Consider the following 16,443-nt stretch of genomic DNA (forward strand, 5'->3'; position numbering starts at 1 on the left):
AGCGAGGACGTGTAGCCCTCCTCGCACATGACGATCACCCGCAGGTCGAACGCCGCGATCGGCAGGCGCGCCTCGTGCCGCGGGTCGAACCGCCACTCCAGGTGGTTGCGCTCCACCTGCACCGGGGCGAGTGAGGCGTCGACGACGCCGTCGCGCTCCCGCTGGAACTGCGGGCGGATGTCGACGATGACGGCCCGCCCGTGCAGGACCTCCTGGTAGGCCGTGCGGGCGCTGACCCGGCTGAGCCGGGAGCGGGAGTCCTCGAGCTGGTCGTCGATCCCGGCGTAGACCGGGGCGTCCCAGCCCCGGCCGGGGTGCTCGCCCGAGCGGCGCCGGCTCGCGAACAGCTCGGTCTGCCAGTGCAGCGCCGGGCTCTCCGGAGACGGCGCGGGTGGGGGCGTGGACGTCGTCACCAGTCCACCCCTGCCCGCTCGATCCCCTTGGCCCGCAAGCCATCTGGGGTCACGGCATACCGGGTCATCGCGGTCAGCCGTGGGGTGTAGAGGTGGATCGACAGCGCGGCGCCCACGCCGGCGTTGGCGACGTGGTGCACGTGCCTGGGGCCGAACGAGCGGCCGTCGCCGGCCTTGAGCGAGCGGGACTCGGCCCGTCTGCCGTGCCACGACTGCTCCAGCAGGTGGCCGCGGACGGTGAGGAACGCGCCGGCGGACTCGACGTGGTCGTGCCAGCCCGTGCCGGTGCCCTCGGGCCAGGTCAGCAGCCAGATCTGCAGGTGCGGCGTGGAGTCCAGCACGGTCCACTGCCGCTCCGTGGCGGTCAGGTCGACGTGGCGTTCGAGGTCGGGGTCGGAGGCGAAGAGCCGGGCGGTGCGCAGCAGCTGGTCGGGGGTGAACCGGTTCACGCCGGCGGTGCCGCCCCGGGTGGTCGAGGGTGCGAGGGTCATGTGGTGCTCCAGGTGGTCAGTGCGGTCGGGGTGTCGCAGGGCGCATTCGCGTGCGCTGACACAGGGCACTGGCGATCCGGTGCAGGTCGATGTGCCGTCGGCGGTATGCCGTGTGGCTGCGGGGGTGTGTCATGCGAGGTCTCCGTGGGGGTGGCCGCTGGGTGTGCGAGCGGCGGGGCTGCGGGCTGGTGGTCAGGCCTGGCAGCGGCACCGCATGGCGCAGCGGCACATGGCAACCATGTGCGTCGGCGTGCGCCATACGGTCGAAGACATGGCCCCAGTCCAGCACGGGGCTGCGACAGGCGGCAACGGAGAACCCCGCTCGTCCCATGATGCGGACGGGATGTCCGCCAAGTGGTCAGTCGTCGACGTGGTCAGTCGGCGAGCTCGCGCGCACGGTCGGCCCGGCGCCGCCTCACGTGCAGCACGACGAGGGCGACGACAACCAGCCCCACCGCGGCGAACGCCGCACCGCGCCCGACCTGTTGCTCGACCGTCTTGTACGAGTTCCCCGCCAGGTAGCCGAGCACCACGAAGCCGATCCCCCACACCACCCCGCCGAACGCGTTGAAGGCGAGGAAGCGCGGGTACGGCATACGGGCGGACCCGGCCAGGGCCGGCATGACGGCACGGAAGAACGCGGTGAACCGGCCGAGGAAGACCGCCCAGCCGCCGCGCCGGGCGAGGAAGTCCTGGGCGTCCTGGATGCGGTGCCGGTGCCGGTCCAGCCGGCCGTGGCCGAGCAGCTTCGGCCCGACGAGGTGCTTGCCGACCTCGTAGCCCACCGTGTCGCCCACGATCGCGGCGAGGACGACGACGGCGGCGATGGCGGGCAGGCTGACGTGGCCGCGGCTGGCGTCCACCCCGCCGAGGACCGCCGCGGTCTCGCCCGGGATGACGAAGCCGACGAACAGGGCGTCCTCGGCGAAGACGAGGGCGGCGACACCGAGGTAGACCCAGATGGTCGCGACGCTCAGCAGGCCCTCGACGATGCCGCTCATGCTCTCCACTCTCGTTGCCCGCGGACGGGGTCCACGGCATGCCGCCGCGGCTGCCCAGCCTAGGTGAGCCGGCCGGCCCGTCCGGCAGGGCCACCCGGTCGGGCGCACACTGGTCGGGTGATCTCGCTGGAGCTGGCCCAGAGGCTGCGGTCGGCGGGCCTGGCCTGGGAGCCGGAGCCCGGAGACCGGTTCGTCGTACCCGGGCGCGACATGGACGACGAGGTCTTCGTCGTGAGCACGATGCTCGTCGACGTGCACGAGTTCCCCACCGGCCGGGTCATCGGCTTCAACGGCACCACCGAGTGGGCGCTGGACAGCATCGAGCAGCACGAGGTCGTCTGGCTGCCGTGGGAGCACCAGCTGCGCGAGCGGCTCGGCGATCGGTTCACCCGGCTCGAGACCGGCGACGTCGGCTTCGTCGTGGTCACCGCGTGGGACGGCCGGGAGGAGCGGTCCGCGCACCTCGACGCCGAATGTGCTTATGCGCAGAGCCTTCTCGCACTGCTGAGCGGCTGACGCGGGCGGCCGGCGTCGACCGTGCGACCGGGGTCTGGTGGCCCACGACGGCTCTCCGGAGGGGTGTGGCGAATCGCCTCCACGGCGGCCCCTGCTGGATATCATCGACACGCCCGACGGCATCCGTGGCACCCACGCCCGGATCCCTGCAGTGACAGCGTTTCTGGAGACGGCGAGGGGGCGCGATGGGTCGGTCCGAGGCAGCCAGTGCGCCGGCTGCCGGCCAGGACGCGCGCTTCCGGCACTTCGCCGAGGACCTGCTGGTCGCCCGCCTCCCGGTGACCGTCTATGCCGCGTTCCCCGGCGCCGACGGGCGCTGGCTCTACGTGAGCGACCGGGTCGAGGAGCTGCTCGGCTTCACGGCGCAGCAGTTCCTCGACGACCGGGGGCTGTGGTTCCAGCGGGTCCACCCCGAGGACCGCGACCGGGTCATCCAGGCCGAGAACCGCAGCCTGGTCGCCGGCTTCCACTACGCCGCGGAGTACCGCATGGTCCGCGCCGACGGGCGGGTCGTCTGGGTTCTCGACGACACCGTGCTGGAGCACGTCGCGGGGGAGGGGCTGGTGCAGCACGGCCTGCTCTCCGACATCACCCGGCGCAAGCGCACCGAGATGCTCCTGGCCGCCCACACCGACCTGCTCGGCGAGCTCGCCGACGGTGAGCCGCTGCCGGAGATCCTCAGCCACCTCGCGCAGACCCTGGAGACGACCAGCGGGGCGGCGTTGTGCCACCTGGAGATCGACGCCGCCGACCAGCGCGAGGCCTTCGTCTCCCGCGCCGACGTCGCGGACTCCTCGCCGGTGCGTGCCTGGAAGGGCGAGGAGCTCCGGGTCCCGGTGCGGGACGGCCGGCGTGAGGTCGGCCGCCTCGTGCTGCGCTACCCGCCCGGCCGCACCCGCGGCCCGGCCGACGACGAGCTCGCGGCATCGGGCGCCCGGCTGGCCGCGACCGTGCTGGAGCGGGCGGCCCAGCAGGACCGCGTGGCGACCTCGCTCGCGCTGCAGGAGGCCACCCTGGAGTCCACGGTCGACGGGATCCTCGTGGTGGATGCCACGGGCCGCATCGCGGGTGCCAACCGCAAGTTCGCCGAGATGTGGCACCTCGACCCCCAGCTGCTCGCCTCCGGTGACGACGCCACGGTCATGTCCTCGGTCCTGCGCCAGCTGGTCTACCCCGACGCGTTCGTCGAGCGGGTCCAGGAGCTGTACTCCAACCCCACCGCCAGCACCTTCGACGAGCTGCACTTCCGTGACGGCCGGGTCTTCGAGCGCTACTCCCAGCCGCAGCGGCTCAACGGCGAGAGCGTCGGCCGCGTCTGGAGCTTCCGCGACGTCACGGCCAACCGCCGCCTCGAGCGGGAGGTGCGCGAGCAGACCGCCGTCCTCGAACGACTCTCACGCCAGCACGAGTCGATCCTCAACTCCGCCGGCGACGGCATCTACGGCCTCGACCAGCAGGGGCGGGTCACTTTCATCAACGACGCCGGCGCCCGGCTGCTGGGCCTGCCGCGCGAGGCGGTCCTGGGTCGCCCGGTCGACGACGTGATCCGCGCCGAGGAGGTCACCGGGGACGCCGGCGGGGAGGCGTCGGCTGCTTCGGCCGTGGGGTCAGCGGACCCCACGACGCGTCTGGTGACCGGACGCACCGTCCGCGCGGACGGCCGCGTCTTCGACTCCGAGCGGATCGTGGCGCCGATCGTCCAGGACGGCGGCGTGGTCGGGTCCGTGGTCATCTTCCGGGACATCAGCGAGCGGCGGGCGGTCGACACGATGAAGGACGAGTTCATCTCGGTGGTCAGCCACGAGCTGCGCACCCCGCTCACCTCGATCCGGGGAGCGCTGGGCCTGCTCGCCGGCGGCGCGGCCGGGGAGCTGCCCCCTCGCGCGCACCGGATGGTCGAGGTGGCCAGCGACAGCAGCGACCGGCTGATCCGCCTGATCAACGACATCCTCGACGTGGAGCGGATGGCCGCCGGCAAGCTGCGGCTCCGGCCCGAGCAGGTCGACGTGTTGCGGCTGGTCGCCACCGCGGTGGACGAGACGGCACCGCTGGCCCACGAGGCGGGTGTGCGGATCGAGGTCGGTGCCGTCTTCGGCTCGGTCTGGGCCGACCGGGACCGGGTGGTGCAGACGCTGACCAACCTGCTCGGCAACGCCGTGAAGTTCTCCCCGGTGGGGTCGGTGGTGCGGCTCACGGTCGTCGCGGGTGAGTGGCAGGTGCGCTTCGACATCGTCGACGAGGGGCCGGGCATCCCCACCGACCAGCTCGAGGCGATCTTCAACCGGTTCCAGCAGGTCGACGCCTCCGACACCCGCAGCAAGGGTGGTACCGGCCTGGGCCTGGCCATCTGCCGAGGCATCGTCGAGCAGCACGGCGGCGACATCTGGGCCACCAGCGCCGGGCCGGGCACCGGCGCCACGTTCTCCTTCACCCTGCCGACCGGCCCGGGCGGGACCCGACGGCGCAGCGCCGGTGACCGCAGAAGGGTGGCCAGCAGCGGGTCGGTGTCCACGGTGCTGGGGCAGCACCGCCCGGGGACGACGTCGTGAAGCGGGTGCTCGTCGTCGACGACGACGACATCATCCTCGAGGTCGCCCAGATGAGCCTGGAGGCGGTGGCCGGCTGGGACGTCATCACCGCCTCCAGCGGGGCCGAAGCGGTGACCACCGCCCGGGCCGAGGTGCCGGACGCGATCGTGATGGACGTGATGATGCCGGAGATGGACGGCCCGACCGCCTGCCGGCTGCTGGCTGCGGACGAGCGCACCCGCGGCATCCCGATCGTGCTGCTGACCGCCAAGGTGCAGCAGTCCGAGCAGCGGCAGTGGGCCAGCCTGCCGGTGGCCGGCGTGCTGGCCAAGCCGTTCGACCCGATGCGGCTGGCCGGTCAGGTGGCCGAGCTCGTCGGCTGGAGCCTGACGTGAACGAGGGGGCCGGGTCCGGGAGGCCAGAGCCGGTGACCGACGCCGAGGCGACCGGGCTGGGCGCCGGCTGGGACGACCTCAAGCTCCGGGCCCGGGCCAACAACCTGGCCAAGGTCCCCGACATCGAGGTCGCCGTGACCGCGCTGCTCCGGGACGACCTCGGCGAGCCGGCCCGGGAGCGGGCCGCGTTCCAGGCCCACAAGATCGCCGGCTCCGCGGGCACCTTCGGCCTGCCGCTGGCCTCCGACCTCGCGCGCCGGCTGGAGCGGCTGTTCGCCGCGCCCGGGCCGGGGCCCGAGCGCGGCGAGGAGGCCCGCGCGCTGGTGGCCCACCTGCGGGGCGAGCTCACCTGACGGTGAGGCACGGCGGTGAGGCACGGTGGCGAAGCACCGCGGTGAGGCACACGGCATACCGGCGAGGTATGCCGCGTGCCCACCTCAGCGGACGCGGCCGAAGTAGACCGAGCTGGTCCAGATCGGCACGAGGCTGACCCGGCGGCCGGGCCTGGGCGCGTGCCAGATCATGTTGTGGCCGGCGTAGATGGCCACGTGGTAGATGCCGCTCCGGTTGTGGAAGAAGACCAGGTCGCCGACGCGCGCCTGGGAGCGGCGGATGTGCAGGGTGGCGCGGTACTGCTGGGTGGTGGTGCGGGGGAGGCGCTTGCCGACCCGGGCGTAGGACCACAGGGTCAGGCCGGAGCAGTCGAACTTGCGGGGGCCGACGGCGCCCCACTGGTAGGGCGCGCCCTTGCGGGAGGCCGCCTGGGCCTCGGCGCGCAGGCCGATCGACGCGACGGCGGCGGATGCGGGTGTCGCCGAGGCGACGGGGCCGATGACGCCGGCTGCGGCGAGCAGGACCGAACAGGTTGCGGGCAGGACGAATCGGGCGAGGCGAGGGTGGAACATGGGAGGGATTCCTTCGGAACCGCCTGCGAAAGATGACCTGTCGGGTTCGGACGCCGAAAGTTGCCCGGCCAGCCGTGGCTGGCTTCACCCCAAGAGACGTGTCGCGCCTCGTCGTGCTGGGTCTTCCGCTCCTGTCACAGACTGCAGTGGCTCGACTGTGTTATCCGGCGGGTGACAGGACTCGGCGACCGCACGGACCGCCCCACCCGTTCTGGTGGGGGTCTTGGGCCTCGTCCGGGAGAGCGACGTCGCGGTCCCGGAGGCGGACCCTCACCCTGGCGGGATGACGTCCTCGAGGCACTGTCGAGAGTAGGAGCCCACTTCGGGGCGACCGGGCGCTGTCGGCGCCAAATGGCCCGAACGGACTACTCGGTGACTAGTCACCGGTCGACGGTGCGCGAACCGCGGTCACCGGCCAGCAGCTCACGGACGGGATCCAGACGATCCCCCCAAACACGTCCTTCCGGCTGGTCCGTCACAAGCCGCTCCCAGGGCTGTTGCGTCGGCGGCGCACCCAGTGCAGCAGTGCCTCCGGGATGCTGAGCACGACTGCTGCTCCCGCGAGCAGGCAGATCAACGCCAGCATCAGACCCACCGGGACCAGAACGACCACACCCGCAAGCGCCACCGAGACCACCTTGCTTCCGCCAGGGCGCCACTCTGCGGTGCCGGCTCGCGCCGGGTCGTCCTCCCCGGCGGGTGATGTTCTCGCCGCGATGCTCAGGGTGGGGATGGTTGAGGCGTCGCCTCGGCCGGTGACGGCGGTGACTCCGGCGCCAGCCGGCCGCGGACCGGCAGGTCGGCTGCGAGGTCCCAGACGGGGAGAGGCCCCGTGGGATGGTTCCTGGTGCGCCGTCAGGGACTCGAACCCCGAACCCGCTGATTAAGAGTCAGCTGCTCTGCCCATTGAGCTAACGGCGCGCGGGGAGGAAGGTATCAGCAACCGGGCCGCATCGGCGAAGCGCGAGGTCGCAGGCCTGCGGTGGTCATGACGGGGGCCGGCCGAGCGGTCAATCCCTCGGTCCCGCAACGCGAAACGGCCCCGTCCCGGGGACGAGGCCGCTTCGATGCTTCCTGGTGCGCCGTCAGGGACTCGAACCCCGAACCCGCTGATTAAGAGTCAGCTGCTCTGCCAATTGAGCTAACGGCGCAACGAGGAAGAAGTTATCAGCAGGTGCCCCGAACGACGAAATCCGGGTCCTGCCGTTGCCGGTTCACCCCCGGCGGCGATCCCAGAGCAGCGCGCCGGCCCCCACGACGACCAGCAGCAACGCCCCGGAGAGCGCGGGCAGGTGCTCGCTGACCCAGGAGGGCCCGTCCCCCGGCAGGGACGCCGGCGCGGCAGCCGGGGAGGGCGCCGCCCCGGACGACGCCGACGGTGCCGGCGCGCTCGCGGAGGCCCTGCCGTCCGGGAGGTTGAGGGTGAAGCGGGACTGTCCGTCGACCGGGTGCCCGTCGTCGCTGACGACGCGGAACGCCACGCGGTACTCACCGGATGAGAGCCCGCTCCCCAGGGGTGCGGTGACGTGGGTGCCGTTGACCGTCGCCGGCCCGGCAGTGGCGTCCTCGCCGGACGGGCCGGTGATGACGATCGTGGCGAAGCGTGCGGAGACCGGCTCGTCGAAGGTGAGGTCGACCTGGCGCGGCGCCGACGTCAGCGTCGCACCGTCGGCCGGGCTGACCGTGAGCAGCGTGGCGTGCGCGGAGGCGGACGGGGCGAGCGCCAGGGTGCCGCCGGCGAGGGCGGCGGTCGCGGCGAGCAGCCCGAGGGTGCGCCGCGCGCTGGAGCGGAGGGACATGAAGGTGTGCCTTTCACGGGCCCTGCCGGGGCCCGGGTCACGAAGGGGTGGGACGGGTCACACCCGTGCCGGTGGCCCCCGTCGCGAAACACCCTGCAGGACAACGAGGTCAGCTCGTATGCGCGGTCGCGTCCACCCGGTCCAGGGCCCCTGCGTCAGCGGGTCGGGCAGCCGCGGCTCGGCCGCCGGCCGGGCCAGGAGCAACCGGGCCAGCGATGCCCTCAGCCAGGCCGCACCCCGCCTCCGCGCGGACCACCCGGCTCGCACCGCCTCGACGGTGGCCAGCGACCGGTCCGCCACGGCGACGAGGCCGGCGACGGCCAGGCCGGCACCGGTGTGGGCTGCGGCCATCGCCCAGCCGGAGGGCGCCGGACCCGGCATCGCCATCCCCGCGTGGTCGTGGCCGGGCAGCAGCCAGCCGAAGGCCAGGTGCAGGCCCGCCTGGCTCACGGCGAGCGCGAGGACGGCCCGGCCGAAGGACCAGCGCCGTCCGCTCGCGGCGCCGACCGCCAGGGCGGTGAGGGTGGTCAGGGCCAGCAGACCGCAGACCGAGGCCGGTGTGAGGCCGCCAGTGGTCGACCCGGTCACCCACCCGCCACCGGCCAGGTGGGCCAGCATGGACAGCGCGACGCACGCACCGCTCAGGGTGAGGGCACGTGCCTGGCGCAACGGGCCGGCATACATCGCCTCCATGCTCGCAGACCGCGCAGGTGAGGCCCTCGGCCGTACGGCCTACCGGTCGGCTTTCGAGCGGCGGGCGATGCGCCGGTCGGTGACGAGGATCAGGGTGAGCAGCACCGCGGCGGCGACGGCCGCGAGGCTGAAGCAGATCATCGCGATGGAGGGGTAGCCCAGGATCCGCGAGCGGGTCGGCACCAGCATCATCAGGGCCGCACCCACGACCATCGCCGCGACGATCACGCCGGCGGTGACCCGGTTGGCCAGGCGCTGCATGACGTGGAGGAACTGCACCTCGTCGATCGCCTCGACCTTGACCGTGAAGCTGCCCTCGGCCAGCGCGTCCATGACCCGGTTGGCGCGGGCGGGCAGCTGGGTGGCGAACTCGCGGGCCTCCATGGCCGCAGCCATGGCCCCGCCCAGCGTGGGCTTCATCCCGCTGCGCAGGATCTCGGCGGTGTTGGCGCGGATCGTCTCCGCCGGCGCGAAGTCCGGGTCGAGGTGCTGGGTCACCTGGTCGAGGTTGAGCAGCGCCTTGCCGACCATGGCCATCTCGGCGGGAGGCCGCAGCCCGTGGGTGCCGGAGAGCCGGCTGAGCTCGACGAGCACCGCGCCGGCCGCCAGGTCGCTGCCGAGGGCCACGGTGCGGCTGACCAGCTCGGAGACCTGCTCCCCGAACGCGTCGGCGTCGAAGCCCTCACCACGGTGCCCCATGCTCGCCAGCACCGCTGCGGCGTCGTCGCCGTTGCCGTCGCTGATCGCGAGCAGCAGCTTGACCAGCTGGCCCTGGACGCGGGCGGGGACCGTCGCCACCATGCCGAGGTCGATGAGGGCCAGGCGGTTGTCCGGCGTGAGCAGCACGTTGCCGGGGTGCGGGTCCGCGTGCAGGAACCCGTCGACGAGGATCATCTGCAGGTAGGCCTTGAACAGCTCCTCGACGAGCACCCTGCCGTCGAGGTCGAGCCGGCCGAGCGGTCCGACGGCGGTGACCTTGCGGCCCGGGATGAAGTCCATCGTCAGGACGCTGCGCGTGGTGTAGTCGGGCACCGGTGCCGGGACCAGCAGGTGCGGGAAGGGCGCGGTCAGCTCGGCCATCCGGGTCAGGTTGGTGGCCTCGCGCTGGTAGTCGAGCTCGCCGGCCAGGGAGCGCCGGAACTGCTCCAGCAGCTGGCTGAAGCCGTAGCGCCGGCCGAGCTCGGTGTGCGCGTCGGCGAGCTCCGCCAGCTCGGTCAGTGCCGCCATGTCGTCGCGGACGACCTCGCGCACGCCGGGCCGCTGCACCTTGACCACGACCTGCCGGCCGCTGGGCAGCTCGGCGCGGTGCACCTGCCCGAGCGAGGCGGCGGCCAGGGGCGTGCGGTCGAACGAGGCGAACCCGTGGCGCAGCGAGACGCCCAGCTCCTCGGTGACCACCCGTTCGACGTCCTCGAACGGGATCGGCTCGACGTCGTCCTGCAGCCGGCTCAGCGCGTCGGTCCACGGCTCGGGCAGCAGGTCGACGCGGGTGGAGAGCAGCTGGCCGAGCTTGACCCAGGTCGGGCCCATGTCCTCGAGGTCGCGGGCGAGCTGCTCGGCGCTCGCCGCCGCGTCCTCGGAGGGCTCGGTCGCCTCGAGGAACTCGTCCATGCCGACCCCGGAGACCAGGTCCGAGCGCCCGTAGCGCACGAGCAGCCTGGCCAGGGCGGCGTAGCGGGTGGCGTGCTGCGGGCGGAGGGCGAACGTCATGGGGGCATCCTGCCGTGCCGTGACCGTCCCGGTGGCACGGACGGTCGCGAAGGCCGTGCGCGGCGTCGGTCCGGGCGAGCCGTGCCGGGCCAGCTGCAGCCTTCTGGGTGACCGAACCCGCCTGTGCCACAGGGGGATCGGCGCGTCGTCCACGATGTGGTCGCGGAGGTTACCCCCGCGTAACCCTCGTCACACCAGGGTCGTTTCCCGGGTATGCGCCGGACCCTGCTGCTGCTGTCCCTGACCCTGACCGCCCTCGGGTGCGCGACCGCCCCGGCCTCGGCCCTGCCAGCACCGGACGCGGAGGCGGCACCCGCGCCGGTCGCGCTCGTCGGGCCGTATGCCGCGCCGCCGTTCGCCTCGCAGTGCCACTTCCTGCGCTACGGCGAGGGGGAGCAGCCTCCGCTGGGCGTCGCGGGCCGGGACCCGTTGTGCGTGGAGTACGCCAAGCGCGACATCACCGTCGACAACGGCGGCGCCGTCCGGTTCCTGCTCGCCGAGCCGTCGCGGTTCGCCGTCGCCGGGCAGGCGTGCCGCTACTGGCAGGTCGACCACTGGAGCGTGCAGGTCGACCGGGCCGACACGGCCCTGGTGACCTGGGACGGCTCGTACTGGTTCGACCGCACCCAAGGGAGCGCCGGCGCTCGGCTGCGCCACCTCGCCGTCGACGGTCGGCCGGTCGGGATCGCCACCGCGGCCGCCGCGGTGCGCCCGGTCTCGCCCGCGCTCGCCGACCAGCTCATGCGGTATGCCGGTGGGCCCAGTGGCGGGGGACTGGCCCTGACCCCGCCGCCGGCCACCCTCGCATGCCCGCGGGTGGCGTCGTGAGCCCCCGGCTGAGCCGACGGCAGCTGCTCCAGGGGATGGTCGCTGCGATCGCCCTGCTCGAGGCCGGGGCGGCGCCGGCCGCCCGCGCGGCCGGTCTGGGTGACCTCGTGCCCACGGGGGTGGCGCTGCTGCCGCCGGGCGTGGCCCCGACCCTGGAGGCCTTCGCCGACACGCTGATCCCGGGGGAGAAGCGCAGCCTCGGCGACCGGGTGGTGGCCGGTGCTGCGCCCGGCGCCGGAGCCGTCCAGGCCGGCGCGCTGGCGCTGCTGACGATGCCCGAGGCCGGGATGGAGCTGCTGCTGCCGGAGCTGTCGACCCTGCTCAACACGGAGGCCAGCGCGTGGACGGCCACGCACGCGATCCCGCCCGACCCCACCGTCCCCCCGCTGGTGGGGCTGCCGTTCGAGGCCCGCACCGGGCTCGTCGCGAGCCTGCTCGACCCCTCGCACGCCGACCAGCAGGTGTGGATCCTGTTGGCGCTCATGACGTTCATCGCCTTCCACACCGCCGGTTTCGAGCACACGCAACAGGCGGTGGCCTCCCACCACCCCGGCCTGGCGCGGCTGCGCTTCCCGGCGCCGGACGCGGACGGGCTCTACCGCTTCCCGACCTTCTCCTATGCGCGGCGGCTCGCGGACAGCCACCCGGCCACCACGCCGAGCGGGAGCCCTGCGTGACCGTCGAGCGCCGCGACGTCGTCGTCATCGGCAGCGGCTTCGGTGGTGCCATCCCGGCCTACCACCTCGCGGCCGGCGGCGCCGACGTCGTCGTCCTCGAGCGCGGCCCGCGGATGGCCACCGAGGACTTCACCCACGACCTGCGCCTGGGGACCTACACCCGGTTCGTCGACCTGGTCCAGGGCGACGGGATGACCGTGGTCGCCGGCAACTGCGTCGGTGGCTCGAGCGTGGTGTACTTCGCGGCCTCGCTGCGCGCGCCCGGGTTCGTCTTCGAGCGGACCCGCGGCACCGGCATACGGCAGTGGCCGCGGGCGCTGACCCGCTCGGCGCTGGACCCCTGGTACGACCGGGCCGAGGAGACGCTGCCGGTCGCGCAGCAGGACTGGGACGACGTGCCGTACGCCGGCGGGGTGTTCGCGGCGGCGTGCCACCGCGCCGGGCGCACCTGCAACCCGGTGCCCGTGGCGGTCGACCTGGCCCGGTGCACCAACTGCAACTGGATGTTGGGTGGCTGCCGGTTCGGGGCCAAGCGCTCGATGCTGCTCAACTACCTTCCCGCTGCGGAGGCGCACGGGGCCGAGGTGCGCCCGCTGCACGAGGTGCAGACCATCGCCCCGGCGACCACGCCCGGCTACCGCTACCGGGTGAGCTGGACCGCGGTCGACCCCGCCGACCCCCGGGTGCCCGCCGGCGCCGGGTCGATCGAGGCGCGCGTCGTGGTGCTGGCCGCGGGCGCCCTGGGCACGCCGGTGGTCCTGCAGCGCTCGGCCGCGCTGCTCGGCGGGGTGCCCACGGCGGTCGGGCGCTACTTCAGTGGCAACGGCGACCGGGTCAGCGTCGCCGTGATGGACGAGGACCGGGTGCGCGACCTGCTCGGCCTCGAGCGCGCGCCCGGCGTGGCCTACGACGCCCTGCACATCGGCAAGCCGATCGGCTCGATGTCCTTCGACGGCCTGGACGCCGGGGCGCCGGAGTTCGACCGCTTCTCGCTGCAGCAGATCTACTTCCCGACGATCACCAACATCCTCGGCCAGACCGGCGGCGACCCGAGCTGGTACGGCGTGGGCAAGAAGGCCATGACCGACCACTGGCGCTCGTGGCTGACCCTGCTGGCGATGACCGAGGACGACAACGAGGGCACGTTCGGCCCGCCGCCGCCGACCGGCAGCTTCACCCGAGTCGCGTCCTCGCTGTCCAAGGGGCAGATCACCTACCGGCCCACCGCGCGGACCCGGCGCGGCTGGGCAGCGGCCGATGCCGAGGTCCGCGCGGTGGTGGAGAAGGACGGGCTCTCGCGCTGGCAGCCGTGGACCTCCGACGCCGGCGCCCTGTCCGCGCACCCCCTCGGCTCCTGCCGGCTCGGGGACGACCCGGCGAGCTCGGCGCTGGGCAGCAACCACGAGCTGCGCGGCCACCCCGGCCTGTTCGTCACCGACGGCTCGGCCGTGCCGACCTCCCTGTGCGTCAACCCGTCGCTGACCATCGCCGCGCTTGCCGAGCGCGCCGCGCCGGCCATCGTGGCCAGTGCGGCCGAGGCGGGTGCACGGGTGCGCTACGGCGCGCCGGCCCCGGGCGGGGAGACGTCCGGGCGCCGGGCGGTGCTGCCGCTGCTGCGCCCGTGACCGACCTGTATGCCGCGCGATGGCGGGGTCAGCCCGGGCGCCTGGAGGTCTGGTACGCCACCCTCACCGACCCCGCGACCGGGCTGGGGCTCTGGCTTCACCACGAGATGGTGGCCGGACGTGACGGGACGGTGCGCTGGCACGGCTGGGCCGCCGCCTTCCCGGCCGATGGGCCGCCGGTGCTCGCCCGGTTCGGCCCGGCGCCGTGCAACGACACCTCCCGCGGCAGGATCGTCGGGCTGCCCGGTGTCTGCGCCGCGCCGGAGCGGCTCGCCGGGAGCACAGGGGAGCTGGCGTGGGACCTGCGGGTGGCGGACGGCGGGGAGCCGCTGTTCACCTTCCCCCGCTGGGCCTGGGAGCGGGAGCTGCTGCCCGCTGCGCAGGTCGTGCCGGCGCCCACGGCCTCCTTCTCGGGCAGGGTCCGCGTGGGCGGGCAGGAGCTCACCGTCGTCGGGGCGCCCGGCGCGGTCGCCCGGATCTATGGCCACGGCAACGCCGAGAGGTGGGGGTGGCTGCACGCCGACCTCGGGGGCCGGGACGTGCTCGAGGTGGTGGCAGCGGTGTCCACCCGCCCCGGCCTGCGCTCGCTCAAGCCGCTGCCGCTGCTGCAGCTGAGGGTGGGTGGGCGCACCTGGCCGCGGCGCCCGCTGCTCGCCGCGCCGCTGCTGACCGCCGACCTGCGGCTGCCGCACTGGTCGGTGTCCGGGACGCTCGGTCGTCGCCGGGTCCGGGTGGCCGTCGAGCAGGACCCGCGGGAGTCGGTGACCGTGCCGTACGACGACCCGTCCGGGCCGGGCCCGGTGTGCACCAACAGTGAGCGGGCCACGGCGGACGTGCTGCTGGAGCGGTGGTCCGGCCGCTGGTCGGTGGAACGGCACTGGCACCTGGACCGGCGGGCCCACGCCGAGCTGGGTAGCCGACAGGCGTGACCGTGACCGTGATCGTTCGGGCCTGACGGTTCGTGCCCGACGGTTCGTGCCTGACGGCTTCGGGGCTGACGGCTTTGGCCCGACGGCTCCGGTCGGAGGCTCAGGCGCCGAGCGCCAGCCAGGTGCGGGAGTCGACGACGCCGGTGGCCGGCAGGTGGTGCGCGCGCTGCGCGGCAACCACCGCTGCCCGGGTGAGCGGGCCGAAGTCGCCGTCTGCCGTGAGCCGCAGCGCCTTCTGCAGTGCGGCGACGGCCGGCCCTCGGGACCCGACCCGCAGGACGGTGCCGATGAACGGGTGCAGCGGGGACGGGGTGGTGGCCCTGACCAGGGCCGACCACGTGGCGGCGTCGACGACTGCGGTGGCCGGCAGGTGGTGGGCCTTCTTCCAGGCCACCAGGGCGGCTGCGGTCGCCGGTCCGAAGTCCCCGTCGGCCTTGGCGTGGACCACCTTCTGCACCGCGACGACCGCGGGCCCTTGGGAGCCCACCCGCAGCACCGTGTGGACCCACGGCAGCAGCGGGCTGACGTTCGGCGCCGGCTTGGGGGTGGGCTTCGGTGCCGGCTTGGGGACGGGCTTCGGGACGGGCTTGGGCGCGGGAGCCGGTGCGGGTGCCGGCTTGGGGACGGGCTTCGGTGCGGGAGCCGGGACCGGCTTGGGCGCCGGGATGGGCGCGCCGACCGCGACGAGGAGCGCCTTCCAGGTCGCGAGGTCCACCACGCCCGTGCCGGGGACCTGCCGGGCCTGCTGCCAGGCGACCAGCGCGGCCTGGGTGTGCGGGCCGAAGTCGCCGTCGTTGTCGACCTTGAGGACCTGCTGCAGCGCCTGGACCGCGGCCACCGGCTGTCCGGCCACGCCGCGCCCGAGCAGCGTGCCGTAGTGGGCCACGAGGGTCGCCTTGAGGGCGGCCGGCGAGAGCAGCGGGAACCGGCTCGGGGCGGGCACGGTCGTGGGCGGGGGAGCCGGCGCACCCGCCGCGAGCAGGGCGAGGTCGGCGCTGGTGCCGTTGAACAGGCTCATGTCCAGGGGGGCACTGAAGCCCGGCATGGACGACTGGTTGCTGTACTGCCAGAACGTGTAGCGCGTCCAGCCGCCGGGCAGCGGTGACGGGGGCACGCTCGAGTAGCTGGCCACCCACAGCAGGTAGCGGTCCTTGAAGGCGGTGCTGTTACCCGTCGCGCTCTGCCAGAACGCCGGGTAGGTGTAGATGACCGGGCGCCGGCCGGTCTGCTTCTCGACCTCGGTCAGCCACGCCTGCGCCCAGGCCACGAGCTGGGCGGGCTTGAGGCCGCCGCTGGACTCGAGGTCGAGCACCGGCGGCAGGTCGCCCTTGCGGTTCATCGCCCCGACGGTGCGGGCGAAGTAGTCGGCCTGGGTCACCGCCGTGCGCAGGTCCGCCCCGGGCGCGGCGAAGTGGTAGGCGCCGCGCATCATGCCCTGGCTTCCGAGGGCGGCCCAGTCCCGGGCGAACCACGGGTTCGTGTAGGTGGTGCCCTCGGTGGCCTTGACGAAGGCGAAGGCCGCACCGCCGGTGGAGTGCGCCTGGCCCCAGTCGATCGTGTAGCCGGTCACGTGCTGGTAGCTCGAGACGTCGGGGCCGTAGACGGAGGCACCGGCCGGTGCGGCGGCGAGGACAAGCAGCGCCACCGCGCCGGTCAGCGCCCGGCGGGCACGGTGCGCCCGGGGGCTGAGCGTGTAACGGATGTGACGCATGATGCGGAGATTAAGCCAAAGAGGCCCGTCGGCGTGGGCGTTCAGGGCAGAGTTGACCCGAATGGAGGAGGTCCTTTGCCAACCCACCGCACCGTCGCCGTCCGAGGGCTGCTGGCCCTGGCCGCCGCGACCGCACTCGCCGGCTGCGGCCCGGACTCGGTTGTGCCACGCGCGGCCGCGCCCACGACGTCCACGTCCGTGCCGTCGTCGGCGGCACCGTCC

Annotated in this window: 17 protein-coding genes, 2 tRNA genes and 1 riboswitch; of the genes, 8 read left to right on the forward strand and 11 right to left on the reverse strand. The window is 73.8% G+C overall.

Annotated features, from left to right (window positions below; all coding sequences use genetic code 11):
* The 3 genes from VF825_RS18760 to VF825_RS18770 all read right to left on the reverse strand — a co-directional run.
* A partial coding sequence (locus VF825_RS18760) for a hypothetical protein (protein WP_331116247.1) occupies positions 1-413 on the reverse strand: 413 nt, incomplete at its 3' end.
* A complete protein-coding gene (locus tag VF825_RS18765) occupies positions 410-904 on the reverse strand; it encodes a cysteine dioxygenase family protein (RefSeq protein WP_331116249.1) in 495 nt (164 codons plus the stop codon). The genes VF825_RS18765 and VF825_RS18760, both read right to left, overlap by 4 nt.
* Before the next feature lie 374 nt (positions 905-1,278).
* Positions 1,279-1,905, reverse strand: coding sequence for a DedA family protein (locus VF825_RS18770; RefSeq protein WP_331116251.1), 627 nt, complete (start codon positions 1,903-1,905; stop codon positions 1,279-1,281).
* Between the two features lie 117 nt (positions 1,906-2,022).
* Between VF825_RS18770 and VF825_RS18775 the strand changes: the two genes are divergently transcribed.
* From VF825_RS18775 to VF825_RS18790, 4 genes are all read left to right on the forward strand, one after another.
* On the forward strand, positions 2,023-2,421 hold the full coding sequence (locus tag VF825_RS18775; RefSeq protein WP_331116253.1) for a pilus assembly protein CpaE: 399 nt from the start codon (positions 2,023-2,025) through the stop codon (positions 2,419-2,421).
* Between the two features lie 185 nt (positions 2,422-2,606).
* The gene (locus VF825_RS18780) at positions 2,607-4,970 is read left to right on the forward strand and encodes a PAS domain S-box protein (protein ID WP_331116255.1); all 2,364 of its coding nucleotides are present in this window, start codon (positions 2,607-2,609) and stop codon (positions 4,968-4,970) included.
* On the forward strand, positions 4,967-5,344 hold the full coding sequence (locus tag VF825_RS18785; RefSeq protein WP_331116257.1) for a response regulator: 378 nt from the start codon (positions 4,967-4,969) through the stop codon (positions 5,342-5,344). The genes VF825_RS18780 and VF825_RS18785 overlap by 4 nt, the downstream gene beginning before the upstream one ends.
* 32 nt (positions 5,345-5,376) lie before the next feature.
* Positions 5,377-5,697, forward strand: a complete 321-nt coding sequence (locus VF825_RS18790; protein WP_331116260.1) for an Hpt domain-containing protein — start codon at positions 5,377-5,379, stop codon at positions 5,695-5,697.
* An 84-nt stretch (positions 5,698-5,781) separates the two neighbouring features.
* On the opposite strand, the gene VF825_RS18795 is transcribed toward VF825_RS18790, so the two are convergent.
* The 7 genes from VF825_RS18795 to VF825_RS18825 form a co-directional block, all read right to left on the reverse strand.
* Positions 5,782-6,249 (reverse strand): C40 family peptidase, encoded by a 468-nt coding sequence (locus tag VF825_RS18795; protein ID WP_331116262.1) that lies wholly within the window; start codon positions 6,247-6,249, stop codon positions 5,782-5,784.
* 5 nt (positions 6,250-6,254) lie between these two features.
* Positions 6,255-6,408, reverse strand: a riboswitch (cyclic di-AMP (ydaO/yuaA leader).
* Between the two features lie 316 nt (positions 6,409-6,724).
* Positions 6,725-6,877, reverse strand: a complete 153-nt coding sequence (locus tag VF825_RS18800; RefSeq protein WP_331116264.1) for a hypothetical protein — start codon at positions 6,875-6,877, stop codon at positions 6,725-6,727.
* A 217-nt stretch (positions 6,878-7,094) separates the two neighbouring features.
* A tRNA-Lys gene (locus tag VF825_RS18805) sits at positions 7,095-7,170 on the reverse strand.
* A 154-nt stretch (positions 7,171-7,324) separates the two neighbouring features.
* Positions 7,325-7,400 (reverse strand) — tRNA-Lys (locus VF825_RS18810).
* 63 nt (positions 7,401-7,463) lie between these two features.
* Positions 7,464-8,048, reverse strand: coding sequence for a copper resistance CopC family protein (locus VF825_RS18815; protein ID WP_331116266.1), 585 nt, complete (start codon positions 8,046-8,048; stop codon positions 7,464-7,466).
* Positions 8,049-8,105: 57 nt separating this feature from the next.
* Complete coding sequence (locus VF825_RS18820; protein WP_331116268.1) at positions 8,106-8,741, reverse strand: hypothetical protein; 636 nt, start codon at positions 8,739-8,741, stop codon at positions 8,106-8,108.
* Between the two features lie 39 nt (positions 8,742-8,780).
* Positions 8,781-10,451, reverse strand: coding sequence for an ABC1 kinase family protein (locus VF825_RS18825; RefSeq protein ID WP_331116270.1), 1,671 nt, complete (start codon positions 10,449-10,451; stop codon positions 8,781-8,783).
* A 213-nt stretch (positions 10,452-10,664) separates the two neighbouring features.
* On the opposite strand from VF825_RS18825, the gene VF825_RS18830 reads away from it, so the two are divergent.
* From VF825_RS18830 to VF825_RS18845, 4 genes are read left to right on the forward strand one after another with little or no spacing between them, the layout of a single operon-like run.
* Positions 10,665-11,279 carry a hypothetical protein gene (locus VF825_RS18830; RefSeq protein ID WP_331116272.1) on the forward strand — a complete coding sequence of 205 codons (615 nt, stop codon included), beginning with the start codon at positions 10,665-10,667 and terminating at the stop codon, positions 11,277-11,279.
* Entirely contained in the window at positions 11,276-11,956 is a 681-nt protein-coding gene (locus VF825_RS18835; protein WP_331116275.1) for a DUF5987 family protein, read from the forward strand. The genes VF825_RS18830 and VF825_RS18835 overlap by 4 nt, the downstream gene beginning before the upstream one ends.
* Complete coding sequence (locus VF825_RS18840) at positions 11,953-13,581, forward strand: GMC family oxidoreductase (RefSeq protein WP_331116278.1); 1,629 nt, start codon at positions 11,953-11,955, stop codon at positions 13,579-13,581. Before VF825_RS18835 ends, VF825_RS18840 begins: the two co-directional genes overlap by 4 nt.
* Positions 13,578-14,510, forward strand: a complete 933-nt coding sequence (locus VF825_RS18845; protein ID WP_331116279.1) for a hypothetical protein — start codon at positions 13,578-13,580, stop codon at positions 14,508-14,510. The genes VF825_RS18840 and VF825_RS18845 overlap by 4 nt, the downstream gene beginning before the upstream one ends.
* A gap of 100 nt (positions 14,511-14,610) precedes the next feature.
* On the opposite strand, the gene VF825_RS18850 is transcribed toward VF825_RS18845, so the two are convergent.
* Complete coding sequence (locus VF825_RS18850) at positions 14,611-16,221, reverse strand: GH25 family lysozyme (protein WP_331116280.1); 1,611 nt, start codon at positions 16,219-16,221, stop codon at positions 14,611-14,613.
* Positions 16,222-16,443 lie beyond the last annotated feature (222 nt).

The sequence above is a fragment of the Oryzihumus sp. genome (assembly GCF_036391795.1).
Classification (GTDB): Bacteria; Actinomycetota; Actinomycetes; order Actinomycetales; family Dermatophilaceae; genus Oryzihumus.